This window comes from Pseudomonas sp. ASL3 (assembly GCF_056680425.1).
The window spans coordinates 4,142,461-4,160,779 of record NZ_CM155281.1; the positions used below are offsets into that span (position 1 = coordinate 4,142,461).

General features: G+C 60.2%; 16 protein-coding genes. 5 read left to right on the forward strand and 11 right to left on the reverse strand.

Annotated features, from left to right (window positions below; all coding sequences use genetic code 11):
- From AC1MEE_RS19220 to AC1MEE_RS19245, 6 genes are all read right to left on the reverse strand, one after another.
- Positions 1 to 876, reverse strand: a complete 876-nt coding sequence (locus AC1MEE_RS19220; RefSeq protein ID WP_480411167.1) for an ABC transporter permease — start codon at positions 874 to 876, stop codon at positions 1 to 3.
- A complete protein-coding gene (locus AC1MEE_RS19225) occupies positions 873 to 1,829 on the reverse strand; it encodes an ABC transporter permease (protein WP_480411168.1) in 957 nt (318 codons plus the stop codon). The genes AC1MEE_RS19220 and AC1MEE_RS19225 overlap by 4 nt, the downstream gene beginning before the upstream one ends.
- A gap of 33 nt (positions 1,830 to 1,862) precedes the next feature.
- Complete coding sequence (locus AC1MEE_RS19230) at positions 1,863 to 3,500, reverse strand: ABC transporter substrate-binding protein (RefSeq protein ID WP_480411169.1); 1,638 nt, start codon at positions 3,498 to 3,500, stop codon at positions 1,863 to 1,865.
- Positions 3,501 to 3,755: 255 nt separating this feature from the next.
- Positions 3,756 to 5,030, reverse strand: a complete 1,275-nt coding sequence (locus tag AC1MEE_RS19235) for an NAD(P)/FAD-dependent oxidoreductase (RefSeq protein WP_480411170.1) — start codon at positions 5,028 to 5,030, stop codon at positions 3,756 to 3,758.
- Between the two features lie 38 nt (positions 5,031 to 5,068).
- Complete coding sequence (locus tag AC1MEE_RS19240; protein ID WP_480411171.1) at positions 5,069 to 5,737, reverse strand: haloacid dehalogenase type II; 669 nt, start codon at positions 5,735 to 5,737, stop codon at positions 5,069 to 5,071.
- A 585-nt stretch (positions 5,738 to 6,322) separates the two neighbouring features.
- Positions 6,323 to 7,798, reverse strand: a complete 1,476-nt coding sequence (locus AC1MEE_RS19245; RefSeq protein WP_480411172.1) for an aldehyde dehydrogenase family protein — start codon at positions 7,796 to 7,798, stop codon at positions 6,323 to 6,325.
- Between the two features lie 253 nt (positions 7,799 to 8,051).
- On the opposite strand from AC1MEE_RS19245, the gene AC1MEE_RS19250 reads away from it, so the two are divergent.
- Both AC1MEE_RS19250 and AC1MEE_RS19255 read left to right on the forward strand, forming a co-directional pair.
- Positions 8,052 to 8,909: a GNAT family N-acetyltransferase gene (locus AC1MEE_RS19250; RefSeq protein ID WP_480411173.1), complete on the forward strand. Its 858-nt coding sequence runs from the start codon at positions 8,052 to 8,054 to the stop codon at positions 8,907 to 8,909.
- A gap of 45 nt (positions 8,910 to 8,954) precedes the next feature.
- Positions 8,955 to 9,662 carry a cupin domain-containing protein gene (locus tag AC1MEE_RS19255; protein WP_480411174.1) on the forward strand — a complete coding sequence of 236 codons (708 nt, stop codon included), beginning with the start codon at positions 8,955 to 8,957 and terminating at the stop codon, positions 9,660 to 9,662.
- Positions 9,663 to 9,692: 30 nt separating this feature from the next.
- Here the strand turns inward: AC1MEE_RS19255 and AC1MEE_RS19260 are convergent, their stop codons facing one another.
- The 3 genes from AC1MEE_RS19260 to AC1MEE_RS19270 all read right to left on the reverse strand — a co-directional run bounded on the left by AC1MEE_RS19260 (position 9,693) and on the right by AC1MEE_RS19270 (position 13,261).
- The gene (locus AC1MEE_RS19260) at positions 9,693 to 10,799 is read right to left on the reverse strand and encodes an NADH:flavin oxidoreductase/NADH oxidase (RefSeq protein ID WP_480411175.1); all 1,107 of its coding nucleotides are present in this window, start codon (positions 10,797 to 10,799) and stop codon (positions 9,693 to 9,695) included.
- A gap of 119 nt (positions 10,800 to 10,918) precedes the next feature.
- Positions 10,919 to 12,634 carry a single-stranded-DNA-specific exonuclease RecJ gene (recJ, locus tag AC1MEE_RS19265; protein WP_480411176.1) on the reverse strand — a complete coding sequence of 572 codons (1,716 nt, stop codon included), beginning with the start codon at positions 12,632 to 12,634 and terminating at the stop codon, positions 10,919 to 10,921.
- An 84-nt stretch (positions 12,635 to 12,718) separates the two neighbouring features.
- A complete protein-coding gene (locus AC1MEE_RS19270) occupies positions 12,719 to 13,261 on the reverse strand; it encodes a YaeQ family protein (protein ID WP_480411177.1) in 543 nt (180 codons plus the stop codon).
- A 201-nt stretch (positions 13,262 to 13,462) separates the two neighbouring features.
- On the opposite strand from AC1MEE_RS19270, the gene AC1MEE_RS19275 reads away from it, so the two are divergent.
- Positions 13,463 to 14,662 carry a CaiB/BaiF CoA transferase family protein gene (locus AC1MEE_RS19275; RefSeq protein WP_480411178.1) on the forward strand — a complete coding sequence of 400 codons (1,200 nt, stop codon included), beginning with the start codon at positions 13,463 to 13,465 and terminating at the stop codon, positions 14,660 to 14,662.
- A 91-nt stretch (positions 14,663 to 14,753) separates the two neighbouring features.
- The gene (locus AC1MEE_RS19280) at positions 14,754 to 15,590 is read left to right on the forward strand and encodes a TIGR02285 family protein (RefSeq protein ID WP_480416275.1); all 837 of its coding nucleotides are present in this window, start codon (positions 14,754 to 14,756) and stop codon (positions 15,588 to 15,590) included.
- A 275-nt stretch (positions 15,591 to 15,865) separates the two neighbouring features.
- Here AC1MEE_RS19280 and AC1MEE_RS19285 read toward each other — a convergent pair whose 3' ends face one another.
- Positions 15,866 to 16,162 carry a DUF3509 domain-containing protein gene (locus AC1MEE_RS19285; RefSeq protein WP_480411179.1) on the reverse strand — a complete coding sequence of 99 codons (297 nt, stop codon included), beginning with the start codon at positions 16,160 to 16,162 and terminating at the stop codon, positions 15,866 to 15,868.
- A 266-nt stretch (positions 16,163 to 16,428) separates the two neighbouring features.
- Here AC1MEE_RS19285 and AC1MEE_RS19290 point away from each other — a divergent pair, with 266 nt between their 5' ends.
- On the forward strand, positions 16,429 to 17,091 hold the full coding sequence (locus tag AC1MEE_RS19290) for a response regulator (RefSeq protein ID WP_480411180.1): 663 nt from the start codon (positions 16,429 to 16,431) through the stop codon (positions 17,089 to 17,091).
- Here AC1MEE_RS19290 and AC1MEE_RS19295 read toward each other — a convergent pair.
- Complete coding sequence (locus AC1MEE_RS19295; protein WP_480411181.1) at positions 17,060 to 18,316, reverse strand: EAL domain-containing response regulator; 1,257 nt, start codon at positions 18,314 to 18,316, stop codon at positions 17,060 to 17,062. The two genes, AC1MEE_RS19290 and AC1MEE_RS19295, sit on opposite strands and share 32 nt — an antisense overlap.
- Positions 18,317 to 18,319: the final 3 nt, after the last annotated feature.

Consider the following 18,319-nt stretch of genomic DNA (forward strand, 5'->3'; position numbering starts at 1 on the left):
TCAATGACCTCCTGCACGTCGATTGCGCCGCGACGAAAGGCTGTCGATCAGCAGGTTCACGCCAATGGTCAAGGTGCCAATGGCCAACGCCGGAATCACGATGGCCGGTGCGCCCTGACTGAGGCCGCCGATATTTTCCCGCACCAGTGAGCCGAGGTCGGCGTCCGGTGGTTGCACCCCCAGACCGAGGAAGCTCATGCCGCTGAGCAGCAGCACGATGAAAACAAACCGCAGGCCCATATCGGCCATGACCGGGTTGAGCATGTTTGGCAGAATTTCCACGGCGGCAATGTATAGCCTGCGCTCACCCCGGGTGCGTGCTACCTGCACGTACTCCAGGGCTTCGATATTGACCGCCAGGCTGCGCGCAATGCGAAAGGCACCGGGGGCGAAACTCAAGACTGCGGTGCTGATCAGCAACACCACCGAGGAGCCGAACGCCGAGACCATGATCAGCGCCAGCATCTTGCTCGGGATCGAGATAAAGGCGTCCATGAAGCGGCTGATCAGTTCATCAAGCCAACGCGGCGAGACCACCGATAGCAATGCGCAGGCGGTGCCCAGGCCGCTGGCCAGCACCGCCGAAATCAACGCCAGGCCGACGGTGAAACGCGCCCCGACGAGGATTCGGCTGAGCATGTCGCGGCCCAGATAGTCGGTGCCAAACGGAAAGGCCGCGCCGAGGCTGTCGAAGACATTGTCGGAGATCACTTCGCCCACCGGGTGCGGTGCCAGCCATGGCCCGAAGACCGCGATCAATAACCAGAAAAGGCAGGCCGCCGCGCCCAACAAGCCGAGCCAGGACAGTCCGCGACGGGCCTTGCGCGGGGCCGGATCGCTTGCTCCTCGAGTCGATTTGGCAATGAGGTTGTTCATTGGTTTCTCAGCCTCGGATTGGAAAGAATCGCACACAGGTCAGCGATCAACACCAACCCCAGATAGGCCGTACAAAAGAGCATGGTGCAGGCCTGGACCAGCGCCATATCGCGATTGGTCACGGCATCGACCATCAGGCTGGCGATACCGGGATAGTTGAAGATCGTCTCGACAATCACCACCCCGCCCAGCAGGTAGGACAGGCTCAGTGCCACGGCATTGGCAATCGGGCCGATGGCGTTGGGCAAGGCATGGCTCAGTACAATCCGTACAGGACCCACGCCCTTGAGCCGGGCCATTTCCACGTAAGGGCTGTCGAGTTGATCGATCACCGCCGCCCGGGTCATGCGTGCCATCTGCGCGACAATCACGCAGCACAGGGTCATGACCGGCAAGGCGTAGGTGCGGATGAATTGCAGCGGCGAACTGATATCGCTGGCGTAGGACAACGCCGACAACCAGCCCAGATTGACCGCGAAGATCAGCACCGCCAGGGTCGCCACCAGAAACTCCGGCACCGCTACCAGCGCCAGGGTGGTGAAGCTGAGGATACTGTCCAGCCTCCCGCCCCGGCCCATGGCCGAGCCGATGCCCAGGGTCAACGCCACGGGCACCGAGACCAGCGTTGTGACAGCCGCCAGCATCAGGGTGTTAGGCACCCGTCCGGCCATCAGTTCGCTGACGGGCATGGCGTTGGACACTGACTGCCCAAGGTTGCCGCTGAGCAGATTTATCAACCAATGCAGGTAACGCACCACACCCGGCTGATCCAGACCTAATTGCAGACGCAATGCCGCCACCTGTTCCGGCGTGGCGAATTGCCCCAAGGCCTGTTGCGCCGCATCTCCGGGCAGCACCGCCGTAATGGCGAAGACCACCATGGACACGATCAACAAGGTCACGACCGCAGCGCCCAGGCGCTGACCGATCAGCCACAGTGTGTTGCTATTCATAGCCCTACTCCCGCAAGAACCCACACCAGCCCATCAAGCGTCCAGCCAAACCTGCTCGGCGAACATGTAACCCATGAAACTGCCCAGCGGGTTACTGCCATAGCCTTTGACACGCTGGTCAACGCCATCGATGTTGCTGATGAACACCGGGATGCCGATCCCGCAGTGATCGTGCACCAGGGTCTGCATGTCGGCGTACATTTTGCTGCGCTTGGCGTCGTCGGTTTCGCCTCGGGCCAGCATCAACAACTGGTCGAACTGATCGTTTTTCCAGCCCGACTCGTTCCACGGCGCAGTCGATTGGAAGAACTGCGAGAAGATCACGTCGGCATTCGGCCGTGGGTTGATGTTGCCGAAGCTCAACGGGTGCTTCATCCAGTGGTTGGACCAGTAACCGTCGCTAGGCAGACGGTTGACGTCCAGCTTCAGCCCGGCCTGTTTTGCCGACTGCTGCAGCAGCACGGCGATGTCCACCGAGCCGGTTGCGGCCGGCGACGCCGCCACTGACAGGGTGACGTTGTCCAGACCGGCTTTCTTCAACAGGAAACGCGCCTTCTCCGGGTCGTAGACCGTCTGCGGCAGGTCGGCGTTGTAGTAGCGCGAACCGGGGGCAATCGGATGGTCGTTACCGACCACCGCATAGCCACGAAACACTGCGGATTTGATCTGCTCGCGGTCCATCAAGTGCTTGAGCGCCTGGGTGAATTCCGGGCTTTGTCCAGGCATCTGTTCCTGACGAATGATCAGGTCAGTGTAATTGCCCGACGGCGCATCCACGACCCGGTGCTTGGCGCTGGCCTTGATTCGGGTGGTCGAACGCGGGTTGACCTCGTTGATCATGTGCACGTCGCCCGACAACAGCGCATTGATCCGTGACGGTTCGTCGGCAATCGCAATGAATTCGATCTCGTCCAGGTACGGCAGGCCGGGTTTCCAGTAACCAGTGTTGCGCACCGCAATCGAACGCACGCCCGGCTTGAACTCCTTGACCTTGAACGGCCCGGTGCCGACGCCCAGGTTGAAATCGGTGGTGCCCTCGGGAACGATCAACAAGTGAGAAACGGCCAGGATCGACGGCAATTCGGCGTTTGGCGCGCTCAGGCGGATCTGCACTTCGTTGGGGCCGGTGGCCTTGATCTCGGCGAACTGTTCCATCAGCGGCATGACCTTGGAACCAGTGACCGGGTCCTTGTGCCGCGACAGGGAGAACACCACATCGGCCGCGCTCAAGGTCTTGCCGTTGTGGAACGTCACGTCTTTGCGCAGGGTGATGATCCACAGCGTGGCGTCGGTATTGTCGATGCGCTCGGCCAGCTCCAGTTGCGGCACCAGGTGGCTGTCGAAACGGGTCAGGCCGTTATAAAACATGTAATGGCGCGCATAGTCGGTGGACAACGCGCCCTTGGCCGGGTCAAGGGTATCGGCGGTGGAACTGGACACGCCGGCGACCCGGATACGACCGCCCGGCTTACCTTTGCCGGGGCTTGCAGCCTCGTCGGCGAAGAGTTTGCCGGCCGCGCCGAAAAGGTTACCGGCCCCGGTGGCGACCACCCCGGCAACACCCAGCATGCGCAGTGCATTACGTCGCGACATGCCGCGATTGAGTCCTTCGAATACGCGCAGGCTTTCTTCACCTGTGATCAGCTGGGGTTCGACCTTGTTGTCAGTCATATCAGTTCTACCTGTCGATAATAAGAAGGTTCGTGTCCGGTCTCACCAATACGTTCCAATTTTGACGAGTGGCTGTTGTTGTCAGGCAAGGCGCCGCGACGAGTCATAGCTGGCTATGGCGAGGAGCGGCAACGCAGCATGGCGACAACAGACGCCGTCAAAATGGAACAGTTATTGGTGAGACCGGACACTCAGTGCTCGCGGTTGTCCGGAGCGTCCTGGAAACACAAACGACGGTGAAGCAACAACGTGAACTCAGTGCAAATGGTCCTGGAGTCGGTAATAGGCCCCCACCAGCGGCAAAAACCACGGTTTGCCAAAATGTCCGGGTATCGCCGGCCAGTTCAATTCGCGCCACGGATTGGCCTCGGCGTTGCCATCCATGACCTCGGCCATGGCCTGGCCCATATGCACTGACATCTGCACCCCATGGCCGCTGTAGCCCATGGAGTGGTAAATCCCTTCATGCTCTCCTGCACGCGGCAGCCGGTCAGACGTCATGTCCACCAACCCACCCCAGCAGTAATCGATCTTCACGTGGGCCAACTGCGGGAACATCTGCACCATCGCCGCCTGCAGCACCTTGCCGCTCTTGGCATCGGAGCTGCGGTTGGACATGGCAAAGCGCGCACGCCCGCCGAACAGCAGACGGTTATCCGGGGTCAGGCGGAAGTAGTTACCGATCATGCGGCTGGTGACATAAGAACGTCGGGCCGGCAGCAATTGATTGATCAGGGCCTGGGGCAGCACTTCGGTGACCACCACGAAACTGCCGACCGGCACGATCCGCCGCCGATACCAACCCAACCCACCGTGCTGACAGGCACCGGTTGCCAGCAGAATCTGCCTGGCTTGCAACGAGCCTTTGGCGGTGTTGACCTGATAGCCGTTGGCGTTGGCTTTCCAATCCGTCACCGGCGTCTCCTGATAAATCAGTGCCCCGTGCCGGGCGGCCGCTTCTGCCAACCCGACGCCGAAACGTCCGACATGCATTTGCACACCGTTGCGCTGCAACAAGCCTCCGTGGAATTGGGCTGAGTCGACTTCGGCGCGAGTTTCTTCGGCGGACAGCAACTCGACATCGGCATCGACTTCCCGGCGAATCAATTCGCAGGTCAGCGCCAGCCCTTCGTAATGCAGAGGCTTGGCCGCCAGCTTGAGCTTGCCGTTGCGCTGGAGGTCACAGGCGATCTGCTCCTGCTCCACCAGCGAGACCACGCTCTGCACGGCGCGCTCGTAGGCCAGGTAATAAGCACGCGCCTGCTCGGCACCAAGGCTGGCACTAAGAGCCGCATAGTCCTGGGCAACGCCGGTGTTGCACTGGCCGCCGTTGCGACCCGAGGCTTCTCCGATCACCCGACCGGCTTCCAGCACCACCACACTGGCGCCCTTCAAGGCCAGCGCACGGGCCGCCGACAGACCGGTGAAACCGCCACCGACGATGGCCACATCCACCTGATCTGGCAGCGCACCGCTCTGCGCTCCGGTGAACGCCGGAGCGGTATCGAGCCAGTAGGACTCACTGTGCATGTCTAACCCCTTATGCCTTGAAGAGTGCCCGTTGTGACTCAGAGACCGACCAACGCGGCTAACCCGCCTATATCCGGGATCTGCTGGTAGCCATAGAAGGCGTTGGCCGGCTGCTCGTGACCTCGGGCGACGAAGGCCTTGTTCTTGATCTTCATGTCATGGGCGGGGAACAGGTCATAACGGAAGCTCGAAGACACATGCAAGATGTCGTCCGGGCCGCAGCCGAGGTTATCGAGCATGTACTCGAAAGCCGCCAGGCGAGGCTTGTAGGCTTGTGCCTGTTGGGCGGTGAACACTTTATGGAACGGCGCGCCGAGCTTGTCGACGTTGGACATGATTTGGTCGTCGCTGGCGTTGGAGAAAATCACCAGCGGGATTTTGTCGGCAATTTTCGACAGGCCGGCGGGCACATCGGCATGTGGGCCCCAGGTCGGCACAGCGTCATAGTAGAGCTGGCCTTCGTCGCGGTACTCGACACCCCAACGCTTGCAGGTCCGCGCCAGTGCGGTCTTGAGGATCTCGTCATAAGGCATCCAGTCGCCCATCACTTGGTCCAGACGATAGGCGGAGAAATCCATGACGAACTGATCCATCTGCCCGGGAGCAACGCGATCGGCGAATAGCTCGCGTGTCATCGTCCCCATGTGGAAGTTGGTCAGCGTACCGTAGCAGTCGAACGTAATGAATTTGGGTCGAAGAAAGCTCATTGAGTGCGGTCCTGAAAGTTCGTTGAGGTCATGGCGTGACGAGCATTCGCTCCGTTCCGGGAGCCGTGATACAACGCTGCACCACACCGTCATTACAACACCGTGAAATCAGCAGATGGCGTTAAAAGCGCGGGCTGCTTGATACAAACCACCGTTTTGCAGGCCAGCCTCAGCAGAGGCTGCGGGGCGCTCCAGGCTTGGGCAACCCCCGTATTCGTGCGCTTTTATGGTCCCTTATAGCCCTATAAGGCTCAAGCGCGCGCCTTGGTGCCGCAGAACCTGCGCCGGGCGTAACGAAAACGGGCGCTTCCCTGAGGAAGCGCCCGTTTTTTTCGGCGCGGGAACTGCTGCGCGGTCTGACGTACACCGCAATTCCGTGGGAGATTCCGCGCTGTCGCGCAGCAAATACGGTCCCGCTTCTGCCCGGAGGGCGTAGGAGCTGACTTGTCTGCGAAGGCCATGCGGCGAGGTATGTCTGACACACCGCGCTGGATGGTCTTCGCAGACAAGTCAGCTCCTACAGACTGTAGAAACCCACCCTTATATTTCAATCAGTTACATCTTGTTTGACTCCCACAGAATCGCCTACATGCCCGCGATATCGATCAATACACTCTTGAACCGCAAGTTGGCTTCGAACGCTTCGCGGCCCAGGTCCTTGCCGATACCTGAGCGTTTATAGCCCCCGGTCGGAAGGATGTAGTCGTTACTGCGACCGTAGCGGTTGACCCACACCGTGCCGGCTTCCAGGCGTCGTATCAGGCGCAGGGCGCGGTTGATGTCGGCGGTGTGTACGCCTGCGGCCAGGCCGTAGGTGGCGTGCTCGGCCAGGCTCAGCGCCTGCTCTTCATCATCGAATGCCTGAACGGTCAGCACCGGGCCGAATATCTCTTCACAAACCGCCGGGTTCTGGTTGTCCAGTCCGCCCAGCAAGGTCGGTTGGTAATAGGCACCGCCCAAGCCTTCAAACAAGCCGCCACCGGTCAATACTTCGGCACCGGCCTGGCGCGAGCGCTGGACAATGCCGTCGATGCGGCTGGCTTGCAGGCGGGAAATGATCGGCGACAAGGTGCTCTCGGACGACCAGGTCGGGCCAGGGCGCAGTTCCTGGAAAAAGGCCTGCAGATGCGCGACAAAAGGTTCCATGATCGAGCGCTGGATAATCAGCCGTGAACCCGACACGCAGACCTGCCCGGCATTGCCGGTGATGGCCAGAGCCACGGTACGAGCGGTCTGCGCCAAATCAGGGACATCGGCGAACACCAACTGCGGGCTCTTGCCGCCAAGCTCCAGGGTGACCGGCTTCGGGCCGACCAAGGCGCAGGTGGACATGATGCTCGAACCCGTGGCAGTGGATCCGGTAAAGGTCACCTTGGCGACGCGCGGATGGCGGCACAAGGCATCGCCGGTGACGCGGCCATCGCCCTGGACCACGTTGAAGATCCCCGCAGGAATCCCCGCTTGCAGCGCCAGCTCGGCAAAGCGCAGGCTGGAAAACGGCGTCAACTCCGAGGGTTTGAGGACCACGGCATTTCCTGCTGCCAACGCTGGAGCCACTTTCCAGGAGGCCATGCTCAGGGGGAAATTCCATGGAGCGATGGCCGCGATGACGCCGTAGGGCTCAGCGATCTGCATGCCCAAACGATCGGTCTGGGTCGCCGCGACCTGGCCGCCATGCTTGTCCGCCAACTCGGCAAAGAAGCGAATGCCTTCGGCCACATACGGGATGTCCCAGGCCAGCACATCTTTGTGCGGACGGGTCGAGCCCACGGCTTCCAGCGGTGCCAGGATCGCCCCATCCGCCTCGATCAGATCAGCCCAGCGGCGCATCACCCGAGCCCGCTCGCGTGGTGGGCGGCTGGCCCAGTCGCTACGGGTAAATGCCTGCCAGGCGTTGCTGACCACCTCATCCACCAGCTCCGCATCGGCGATCGGCAATTGGGCATAGACCTGGCCATCCGACGGCCGCGAAACCTCGATCCCCGGCTGAGCATCGCGATATTTCCCGGCAATGAAATGAGCGCTGCGCACAGCGACAAGACGAGGATCAAAGCTATCCATGGAGCACTCCAGAAAGGTGGCAAGGGCTTGTTCAGCGAGTGACGAGCCAGGCCTCCATCCTAGAAAAAAACCCCAAGCATTTGCTGCCGACCTTATGGCTCATTTAAGTAGTAAGTGTGGTCTGTCAGCTCGTCGCTCACGGAATCTGCCGAATCATCTGCAGCCTCTTGTCACACCTCGGCGCAGATGGGATACAGGCACCATCGCCGGGGAAAACCTGGCGATAGCGCTCACCCATCAACGGAGACTCTCCATGCCCGTCTCGCAACGTCCTGCTTATCTCTATCGCCCCATGACTGCTACTGATGTCGCAGCGGCCCATGCCTTGTCCGTCCAGTTGAAATGGCCACATCGCCTGGAGGACTGGGCCATGTTGCAGCGCATCAGTGAGGGTTTCGTCGTGGAGGATGAAGGCCGTTTGATCGGCACCGCGTTCGCCTGTCCGCAGGGCAATTACGCCACCATCGGCCTGGTGATTGTCAGCGACGACTATCAGGGCCAAGGGATTGGTCGCAAGCTGATGGAGCTGGCGCTTGAAGCCTGTGCGCCACGTACCGCCGTGCTCAACGCGACGCTGGCGGGCGCTCCGCTTTACGCAAGCCAAGGGTTCATCGACTTCGGACTTGTTCAACAGCATCAAGGGCAGGCGCAAGCACCCGCTCCTGCCGCCCTGCCAGCCGCTGAACAGTGCCGCTCACTGCGTGAAGCTGATCGGGGCCGTCAACTTGAGCTGGCCAACGCGGGCAGCGGTCTGGACCGAAAAACCGTGCTCAACGAGCTATTCGACGTCGTCGAACACGCCGTGGGTATCGAGCGCGAGGGTCAGTTGCAAGCCTTCGCCATGCTGCGCCCCTTCGGTCGTGGCCGCTGCATTGGCCCGGTCATCGCCGAAAACCCCGAGCAAGCCAAACACTTGATAGCAGTGTTATTGGCCAAGGTACCGGACGCGTTCGTACGCATCGATATTCCGGCAGACAGCGCTCTGTCCGCGTGGCTTGAAGAGGCAGGTCTGAAGCAGGTCGACAAGGTCGCACAAATGGCTCGTGGAACACCGCCGCTCGCTGTCGGTGGTGTTCGGCAATTTGCGCTCGTGACTCAGGCCATTGGCTGACGAGTTCGCCCCTGAACCCATGCATTTCCCTGGAGAATCACCTTCATGTTGAAACCTCTACTGTTGGCATGCGCCAATGGCAGCACCGTCGCAACGCCCTTCACGTCAGCTCCTTTGGGGGCCGGCGATCCCTTTGGTCAAGGGCGAAAAATCGCTTATATCGGGCCAGACGGGATTGCAGCCGGCTTAGTACACACGAGCGGGCCATTCAGTGTCGACGAGTACCCCTATGCCGAAATGATTGTGGTCCACTGCGGGCACGTCACACTGCACGCCGAGGGCCGGTCGTTCGAATTAAGCCCTGGTGCAAGCGCGGTGATCGGCCGTGGTACAGCGCTCAAAGGTGAAGCGCAGCCGAACACACTCTGGGCCTTTTGCGCCGCCACCCCTGCCGCCGCCGGACAGCACTCGGGACTGACCGTGCTTGACCCACGGTCCAGACTCTCCCCTTCTGCGGCACCGGAGGCACAGATCCTGGTCGGACCTACGCCCCAATGCCGGTCCCACAATGCATTCGAAGACAGCACAAGCGACCTTCGCGCGGGGGTCTGGGATTCGACGCCTTACAACCGCCAGAGCCGGCCTCACAAACTGAATGAGCTAATGCACCTGGTCGAAGGCAGCGTCACGCTCCAGGCGCCAGACGGGACGAGTCTGACGGTCAATGCCGGTGACACGGTATTCGTCCCCCATGGCGCACCCTGCGCCTGGAAAAGCACCGTTTATGTTCGCAAGTTCTACGCGGTTAAATAAGGCGGTATGCCAGGCACACCGCCCGTTGGGTCACTCACGCAAATCCGATTCATGAATCGGTTGTTCACGATGGGTAGCGCGTTGGTATTGCGCGGGCCAGATGGCTTTGTGTCCGCCCAGGTCATCATCGGCATGCAGCACCCAATACGGGTCACGCAGCAGTTCGCGGGCCAGCAGGATCATATCCGCCTGGCCGGTCCGCAGGATGTGTTCCGCCTGAGCGGGCTCGGTGATCAGGCCGACAGTGCCGGTGGCGATCCCGGATTCCTTGCGCACCCGTTCGGCGAAGCGAGTCTGGTAACCCGGCCCGACCGGAATTTCCGCATTGGCCGCCGTACCGCCGGAAGACACGTCGATCAAATCCACTCCCGCGGCTTTTAGCCGCCGCGCCAGCTCGACGGTTTCATCCGGGTTCCAACCATCTTCGACCCAATCGGTGGCAGAGACGCGCACGAACAGCGGCAGTTCTTCCGGCCAGATTGCGCGCACGGCTTCGGTGACTTGCAGGGTCAGGCGGATACGGTTTTCGAACGAGCCACCGTATTGATCTCGGCGCTGATTGCTGATCGGCGACAGGAATTGGTGCAATAGATAACCATGAGCCGCATGGATCTCGACCACTTTGAAGCCGGCGATCAGCGCACGTTTGGCAGCCTCGACGAAGGCGTCGATCACGTCCTGAATCTGACCTTCATCCAGTTGCGTGGGCGCTGTGTGTTGCGGATCGAAAGCAATCGGTGACGGACCCACCGGCACCCAGCCGCCTTCGCTGGCCGGTACGCTGCCATGCTTGCCCAGCCATGGCCGCCAGGTGCTGGCCTTGCGCCCGGCATGCGCCAGTTGGATACCGGCAACCGCGCCTTGGGCGGAGATGAATCGAGTGATGCGTTGCAGTGGTTCGATCTGTTCGTCGTTCCACAACCCCAGGTCTTCAAGGGTGATGCGACCGTCTTTGGTCACGGCTGTGGCTTCGGTAAAAATCAGGCCGGCGCCCCCCACGGCGCGGCAGCCGAGATGGACCAGATGCCAGTCGTTGGCCAGGCCATCGACACACGAGTACTGACACATCGGCGACACCGCGACTCGGTTGAGCAGGGTCAGTTGGCGTAGGGTAAAGGGTTCAAGCAGCAGGCTCATGGGCACCTCTCAAGTCAAGGGTCAGGGCTTCCAGATTCTGAAGATCTGTCTAACCGTACGTAGGACAGTGCTAAGAGCCTAGTAGACAACCTGACTTGACGAGAGCTCGTGCCGATTTTCTAGCGCGGCGCGATATGCGCAACCATCAGTTGAACCGTCTCATTGCCCCGGAACTCATTCAAGTCGAGCTTGTAAGCCAGCTCCACCCAACGAATGGTCGGGTTCGGCCAGATTTCTCGGTCGACGCTGAACGCGATGCCGTCGAGCTTCAGCGAGCCGCACTCGCTTTTCAGCACCATCTTCAGATGACGTTCGCCGACGATACGCTGCTCGACCAGCTGGAACACGCCATGAAACAACGGCTCGGGGAAGTGCTGCCCCCAAGGGCCGGCATTCCGCAGCGCACGGGCAAGTTCCAGATGGAACTCTTCCACGGCCAGCGTGCCGTCGGACAGCAGGCGCCCGGTCAGGTCTTCTTCACACAGCTGGCGACGCACTTCGGCATCAAAGGCTTCGGCAAATGCGGGAAAATTCGCCTCTGGCAACGACAGGCCAGCCGCCATCGCATGCCCGCCAAACTTGCTGATCAGTTCCGGATGTTTGGCGGCCACCGCGTCCAGCGCATCGCGGATATGAAAGCCTGGCACTGAACGCGCCGAGCCTTTGAGTACGCCCTCCCCGGCACTGGCGAAGGCGATAGTCGGGCGGTGATAGCGCTCTTTCATGCGCGAGGCAAGAATGCCGATCACGCCCTGGTGCCAGTCAGCCTCGAACAGACACAAGCCGAACGGCATCGACTCCAGCGGTAAATCCTTGAGCTGGGCCAGTGCTTCGCGTTGCATGCCCTGCTCGATGGATTTGCGGTCCTGGTTCAACTCGTCGAGTTGCACGGCCATTTCGCGGGCCAGGGTTTCGTCTTCACAGAGCAGGCATTCGATACCCAGGCTCATGTCATCCAGCCGACCGGCGGCATTCAAGCGCGGCCCGAGGATAAACCCCAGGTCGGTGGAGGTGATGCGTGCAGGTTCCCGGCGCGCGACTTCAAGAATCGCCTTGAGCCCCGGCCGTGCCCTGCCGGCACGAATGCGCATCAAACCTTGATGGACCAGAATGCGGTTGTTGGCGTCCAGCGGCACCACGTCGGCGACGCTGCCCAGCGCAACCAGATCGAGTAATTCACCGAGGTTTGGCTGAGCCCGTTGATTGGCCTCGAACCAACCGGTATCGCGCAAACGCGCGCGCAGCGCCATCAATACGTAGAAGATCACCCCGACGCCGGCCAAGGCTTTGCTGGGGAATTCACAACCGGGCTGATTCGGGTTGACGATGGCGTCGGCTGCCGGCAGTTCATGGCCGGGCAAGTGGTGATCGGTGACCAGTACCTGCAATCCCGCCGCCTTGGCCGCCGCCACGCCGTCGACGCTGGAAATGCCGTTGTCCACGGTGATCAGCAATTGCGGCTCGCGCTGCAAGGCGACAGCAACGATTTCCGGGGTCAGGCCGTAGCCAAATTCGAAACGGTTCGGCACCAGATAATCGACATGCGCCGCACCGAGCAGGCGCAACCCCAGCACACCGACCGTACTGGCGGTCGCACCATCGGCATCGAAATCGCCGACGATCAAAATGCGCTGACGCTCCTTCAATGCCGTCACCAGCAGGTCCACCGCCGCATCGATGCCCTTGAGTTGCTGATAAGGAATCAGGCGGGCCAGACTTTTATCCAGCTCGACCTCGGACAACACGCCGCGTGCGGCATACAGACGCGTCAGCAAAGGTGGCAGATCGCCGAGAAACGGCAAGGTGTCAGGCAACAGGCGAGGTTCGATGCGCATTCGGTTTCCGCTGATTTTCTTTCTTTTCGTTTCTTTTATTGACTGAGCTGACCGAGCTGGCCAAGCAATCAGTGACGGGGCGTATCAGCCGCGTTCGCCGGTGAGCCATTGCAACTGAACTTCGTGCTGACCGCGGTCGTCGGTGACGAAAATCGTCCCTTCGCTGATCATTACGTCCCACTTGATGACCCGTGGCATGTCCTTGGCCAGGACTTCCAGAATCTCCTGCGGCACGGCGGCGATGTTGACGTTTTTCAGGTTTTTCGCCACCGGGATGACTTTGGTTTCCCAGACACGCAAGCTGCCGTAAGCCAACAGGCTGGTGCGTTCGGTACGGCGTGAGCACCAGGTCAGGCGATCAGCGTCCGGTTGACCGACTTCGATCCAGTGCAAAACGCGATCATCCAGGCTTTTTTCCCAGAGCGCGGGCTCGTCCACTTCCGACAGGCCACGGCCAAAAGACAGGTGCTCGTTGTACCAGAAGGCATAGCCCAGTAAGCGCACGGTCATGCGTTCTTCGGTTTCGGAGGGATGCCGGGCGATCGTCTGTTTGACACTTTCATACACCCCACGATCAAGATCAGTGAGGTTGAGTTCGAATTTGTAGGTCGTGGACGGCTGGGCCATGAACGGGCTTCTAGATGCGGAGAAAGGCGGCAAGTCTACCCGATGCTGACTCGTTGAACGACCGAACCAGGTCGATCTGCCCGGCGGTCAGGGCAAATAAGTCATTGGCGCGAGGCCACAACAACGCTGTGGCGCAGCTTGAGCAGAATCTGTCGACAGAATCGAATAGGCTAAGGCGACTCGCTGCCCACAGGATGCCCCATGTCGCTCACTGCCAAACCCCTTGCCGGTCTCAAAGTCGTTGAACTGGGGACCTTGATCGCCGGCCCTTTCGCTTCGCGCATCTGTGCCGAATTCGGCGCCGATGTGATCAAGGTCGAGTCGCCCGATGGCGGCGATCCGTTGCGCAAGTGGCGCAAGCTGTACGAGGGAACGTCACTGTGGTGGTTCGTCCAGTCGCGTAATAAAAAGTCGCTGACGCTCAATCTCAAGCATCCCGAAGGTTTGGCTATCCTCAAGCAACTGCTGAGCGAGGCCGATATCCTCATTGAAAACTTTCGCCCCGGCGTGCTGGAAAAGCTTGGCTTGGGGTGGGAGACCTTGCATGCACTGAACCCGAAACTGGTGATGGTGCGCCTGTCCGGTTTCGGCCAGACCGGGCCAATGAAGGATCAGCCGGGGTTCGGCGCAGTGGGGGAATCCATGGGTGGGTTGCGCTACATCACCGGCTTCGAAGACCGCCCACCGGTGCGCACCGGGATTTCCATCGGCGATTCGATTGCCGCGCTGTGGGGCGTGATTGGCGCCTTGATGGCGCTGCGTCACCGGGAAGTCAACGGCGGCCAGGGCCAGGTGGTGGATGTGGCGTTGTACGAGGCGATTTTCGCGATGATGGAAAGCATGGTGCCGGAGTTCGATGTGTTCGGGTTTATTCGCGAGCGCACCGGCAACATCATGCCCGGCATCACGCCCTCTTCGATTCACACCAGCGCCGACGGTAAGCATGTACAGATCGGCGCCAATGGCGATGCGATCTTCAAGCGCTTCATGCTGATCATCGGCCGCGAAGACCTGGCCAACGATCCAGTGCTGGGCAGCAATGACGGGCGCGACAGCCGCCGCGATGAGTTGTACGGTGTGATCGACCGCTGGGCCGGTTCGCTGCCGCTGGACGAATTGCTCGGCAAGCTGAACGAAGCGCAGGTGCCGGCCAGTCGCATCTACTCAGCCGAGGATATGTTCAGCGATCCGCAATTTCTCGCCCGGGAGATGTTTCTCCAGGCCAAATTACCGGATGGAAAATCGTTCCAGATGCCCGGAATCGTCCCCAAACTCTCGGAAACGCCGGGGTCAGCGGACTGGGTCGGACCTGAACTGGGGGCTCATAATGCAGAGTTGCTGAACGCTCTGGGTTACGACACTGAACAGATTGTTCGTCTGCGCGAACAAGGCGCCATCTAAATGACGCTATAATTCAGCCACTTTTCGGGGATGAAATCAGCGAATGGCCTATCGCTCCTTGCCGCCTGCCAGGTCCTGCCTGAAGCTCATGCTGATCATGCTGATGCTCTTTGGCATGCCACGTACCAGCATGGCGAAAGACACGCTGATCTGGTTGCTACGTGACTTTCCGCCCTTGACCATCGCTTCCGGCCCGCAGCAGGGCCAGGGCGCCATCGATCGGCTGATGCCGTTGTTGATCGCCCGTATGCCCGAGTACGAACACCAGCTATTACGGGTCAATCGCGCACGGGGCATGCAAATGCTGAATGAGCCCTCCTTCACCTGCGACCCGACGTTGCTCTGGACTGCAGAGCGCGCAAAAACCATCATTTTCTCGATCCCGACCTACGCGGTGATCAGCAATGGCATGGTCATTCGTCGTGAAGACGCCAGCCGTTTCAGCCCTTTCATCGAAAACGGCCAGGTCGACCTCGCGGCGCTGCTGGCGAGCCAGACAGTCAAACTCGGGGTGGTTGCCGAACGCAGTTACGGCCCGGTCATCGACCAGATTGTGCATAACGCCGCAGCCGCTGGCTTGAGTCCGCATTACGGCAACGATGCCGTCGGCAGCCTGTTACAGATGGAGCGACTGGGTCGCTTGCAGGCGTTGATCAGTTATTGGCCAGAAGCTCGCTACCTGGCAGTGCAACAGAGCATCGACCCTGAAGACCTGGCGTTTTACCCGATCAAGGGTACGGCCAAATACCAGTTCGCCCATGTCGGCTGCTCGAACACCGACCAAGGCCGCCAAGCCATGGAAATCATCAACCGCGAGATGCGCGTTTTGCGTCAGAGCACACTCATCGGTTTCTATGCCGACTGGCTGGACCCGCAGTCCCGCGCGGAATATCTGCAGGACGCCAAGGCGTTTTTTGAAAGTGAGTGAGTGTCGGCGGGGGTATGCCTGACCCACAGCGTCAAGCCATTCGCGAATGAATTCGCTCCCACGGATAGACCGCGTTCTCCTGTGGGAGCGAATTCATTCGCGAAGACGGTATCCGCCAAATCGCAGACAAAAGAAACCCCGAGTAGTGGGGTACCAACTCGGGGTCAAACCGTGGCCCATTGGACCAGTACGGCAAGCAACAATCACCGGAGCACAATGCTTGAACCTGCCGTACTTAATGTGAACCCTGAATGCGACGAAGGTTCCCCAGGCAATCAACTAAAAGCCTGAACCGGCGTAAACACCCGAGATTGAGCCACATGACGCATGGCCGTGATCACGCAGGGTTCGATGCGCCCCTCGGCGACCAACAAATCCCGATGGAAGCCGTCAACCACATCAGTCAGTTGGCGCTTGTCGCAAAGCTGCGCTACACACAGCATGCGTTCGATCACAATCGCACCGGCTGCATTTTTCAGGGTGATCAGGCGCTCACCTTGAGCGCCCGCCGGTCCCAGGGTTGCATGATAGGGAGTCAGGGCTTCGCTTAGCAGTAAGCTGATATTTTCCATCTAGATCACCACTCAACAGTTTGAATGCAAAGGTGCTTATCAATGACCATTGGCTCGAGGAGAAAATTCTTCCCGTCGCGAGTTGGGTGATTGCCCGCTACCAGAAGCTTGAGCATGCCTGTTGAAGATGACAGATAAAAAACAACCGGACGCGGCCCCTCACAGTGGCGGTGTCAGTCAGCGATACGCGGTCAGTCTGAACGACGACCTGCCGATAACCTTCAAGACAGACCAGAAAACCTTGTCCATACCAACGGAGCCCGACCTTGAGCGCTGCCACTGATCGAACACTGCGCGTCATCCTGGCCGACGATCATCCTATTTTCCTGATCGGGTTGCGGGTTGTGCTCGAGCAGGACAGCAACACGAAGGTCGTCGCTGAGGCCAGTAGCCCGGCCGAGCTCAATGAAATGCTGAAGACCCACGTCTGTGATGTGCTGGTGACCGACTTCATGATGCCGGCCGATCAGCAGAACGACGGGCTGCGGCTGTTGGAGCGAGTGCGTAGGGATCATCCACACCTGCCGATCGTGGTGGTCACCATGCTCAATAACGCCGGACTGTTTCGTTCGATTCTCGCACTCGGCGTCAATGCGTTATTGAGCAAAGCCAGCCTGGCAGGCGAATTGCCCGCCGCGATCCAGAGCATCAGGCACCACAAAGACTACATTGCGGACTCAGTCGGCCAGGTCCTGCTCGAAGCTGGCGATTATGGCTCGGACACGCTGATATCCCACGAGCAGCTCTCGCCCAAGGAATCGGAAGTCCTGCGCTTGCTGGCGGCCGGGCGCTCGGTGGGGGAAATCGCCGCGCACCTCAGTCGCAGCAAACAAACGGTCAGCGCTCAAAAAGTCAGCGCCATGCGCAAGCTGGGTCTGACCAACGACGCCGCCTTGTTCATTTATCTGCAAGAGCACGGGCTGACCTGAGACCGGCGTCCGTACGTTCATTCATCCAGTCCAGCAGGTCAGCCTCGCTCATGGGCCGGGCAATGAAATACCCCTGCACTGCCGGTTTGCCCAGCGCCTGCAAGGCTTGATAGTCCTCGACGGTTTCCACGCCCTCGACCACCACGTTCATCGCCATTCGCCGCGCCATGAACAACGCCCCGGCCACCACTGCCGACTTGCGCCCGTCTCCGGCCATGCCAAGCACGAACTCTGCAGGAATTTTCAACTCAGAGAACGGCAATTGCAGTAGACGCTGAATATTCGAAGCCCCAGTGCCAAAGTCGTCGATCGACAATTTGCAGCCTTGCATGCGCAGACGCAGCAAGCTTTCCAATTGCCAGGTCGAGGTTTGCAAGGCCGAGCTCTCGACGATTTCCAGGGTGAGCACCTCTGCCGGTAGCCCGAAACGCGCCAGCAGGGCCAGGACCTGCTGGGCAAAATCCGCTTGATCGAGCATCACTGGCGCAATATTCACCGCCACCGGCAGCGCGTAACCGCGCGTCAGCAACACCTCGGATGATAATTTCAGCGCCAATTCCAGCATGCGCCAGGTCAGCGGTGCGATCAGTCCGGCATATTCCACGGCGGCCATGAAGCTGCCAGGCGACAACACGCCATGCCGAGGATGCTGCCAACGGACCAGCGCCTCGACGCCCAGCACTTCGCCCTCGAGGCTGACTTTCGGTTGATAGTGGGCGATCCACTGCTCGAACACTGCGGTATCGCCGATGGGTTGACCGGGAACCACCTGATGCAGCTCTTCCAGTGAAAACAGTTCTGACACCTGCGCTGGCGGCGAGGGCTCGATGTCATGCTGGATGCGTTCGCGGTAAGCCTCCAGCAATTCACGCAGCGCCATGGCCGACGCAGGCTTCTGCAGGCCACCCAGCACGCAGACGCCCTGCTGTCGCGCCAGATGCGCCACGCCGTCGATGACGCTTCGCTCAGCACTGCTAAGAATGATCACCGCGCGGGCCTGCTGGGTCTCGGCCAGGTGGCGGATCAGTTCGAGCCCGTCCGGACCGTCCATCTGCAAATCGCAGATAGCGATATCGACGCCTCCCCGATTGGCCAACGATTGTTGCGCAGCCTCCACACTGTGCGCCGTCAGTACATTAAAGACCTGATTGGCGTTGAGCATCTGATGCAGTGCCATCAGTTGAAAGGCATTGTCTTCAAGGATCAGAACATTAAGTGAGCGCACGGT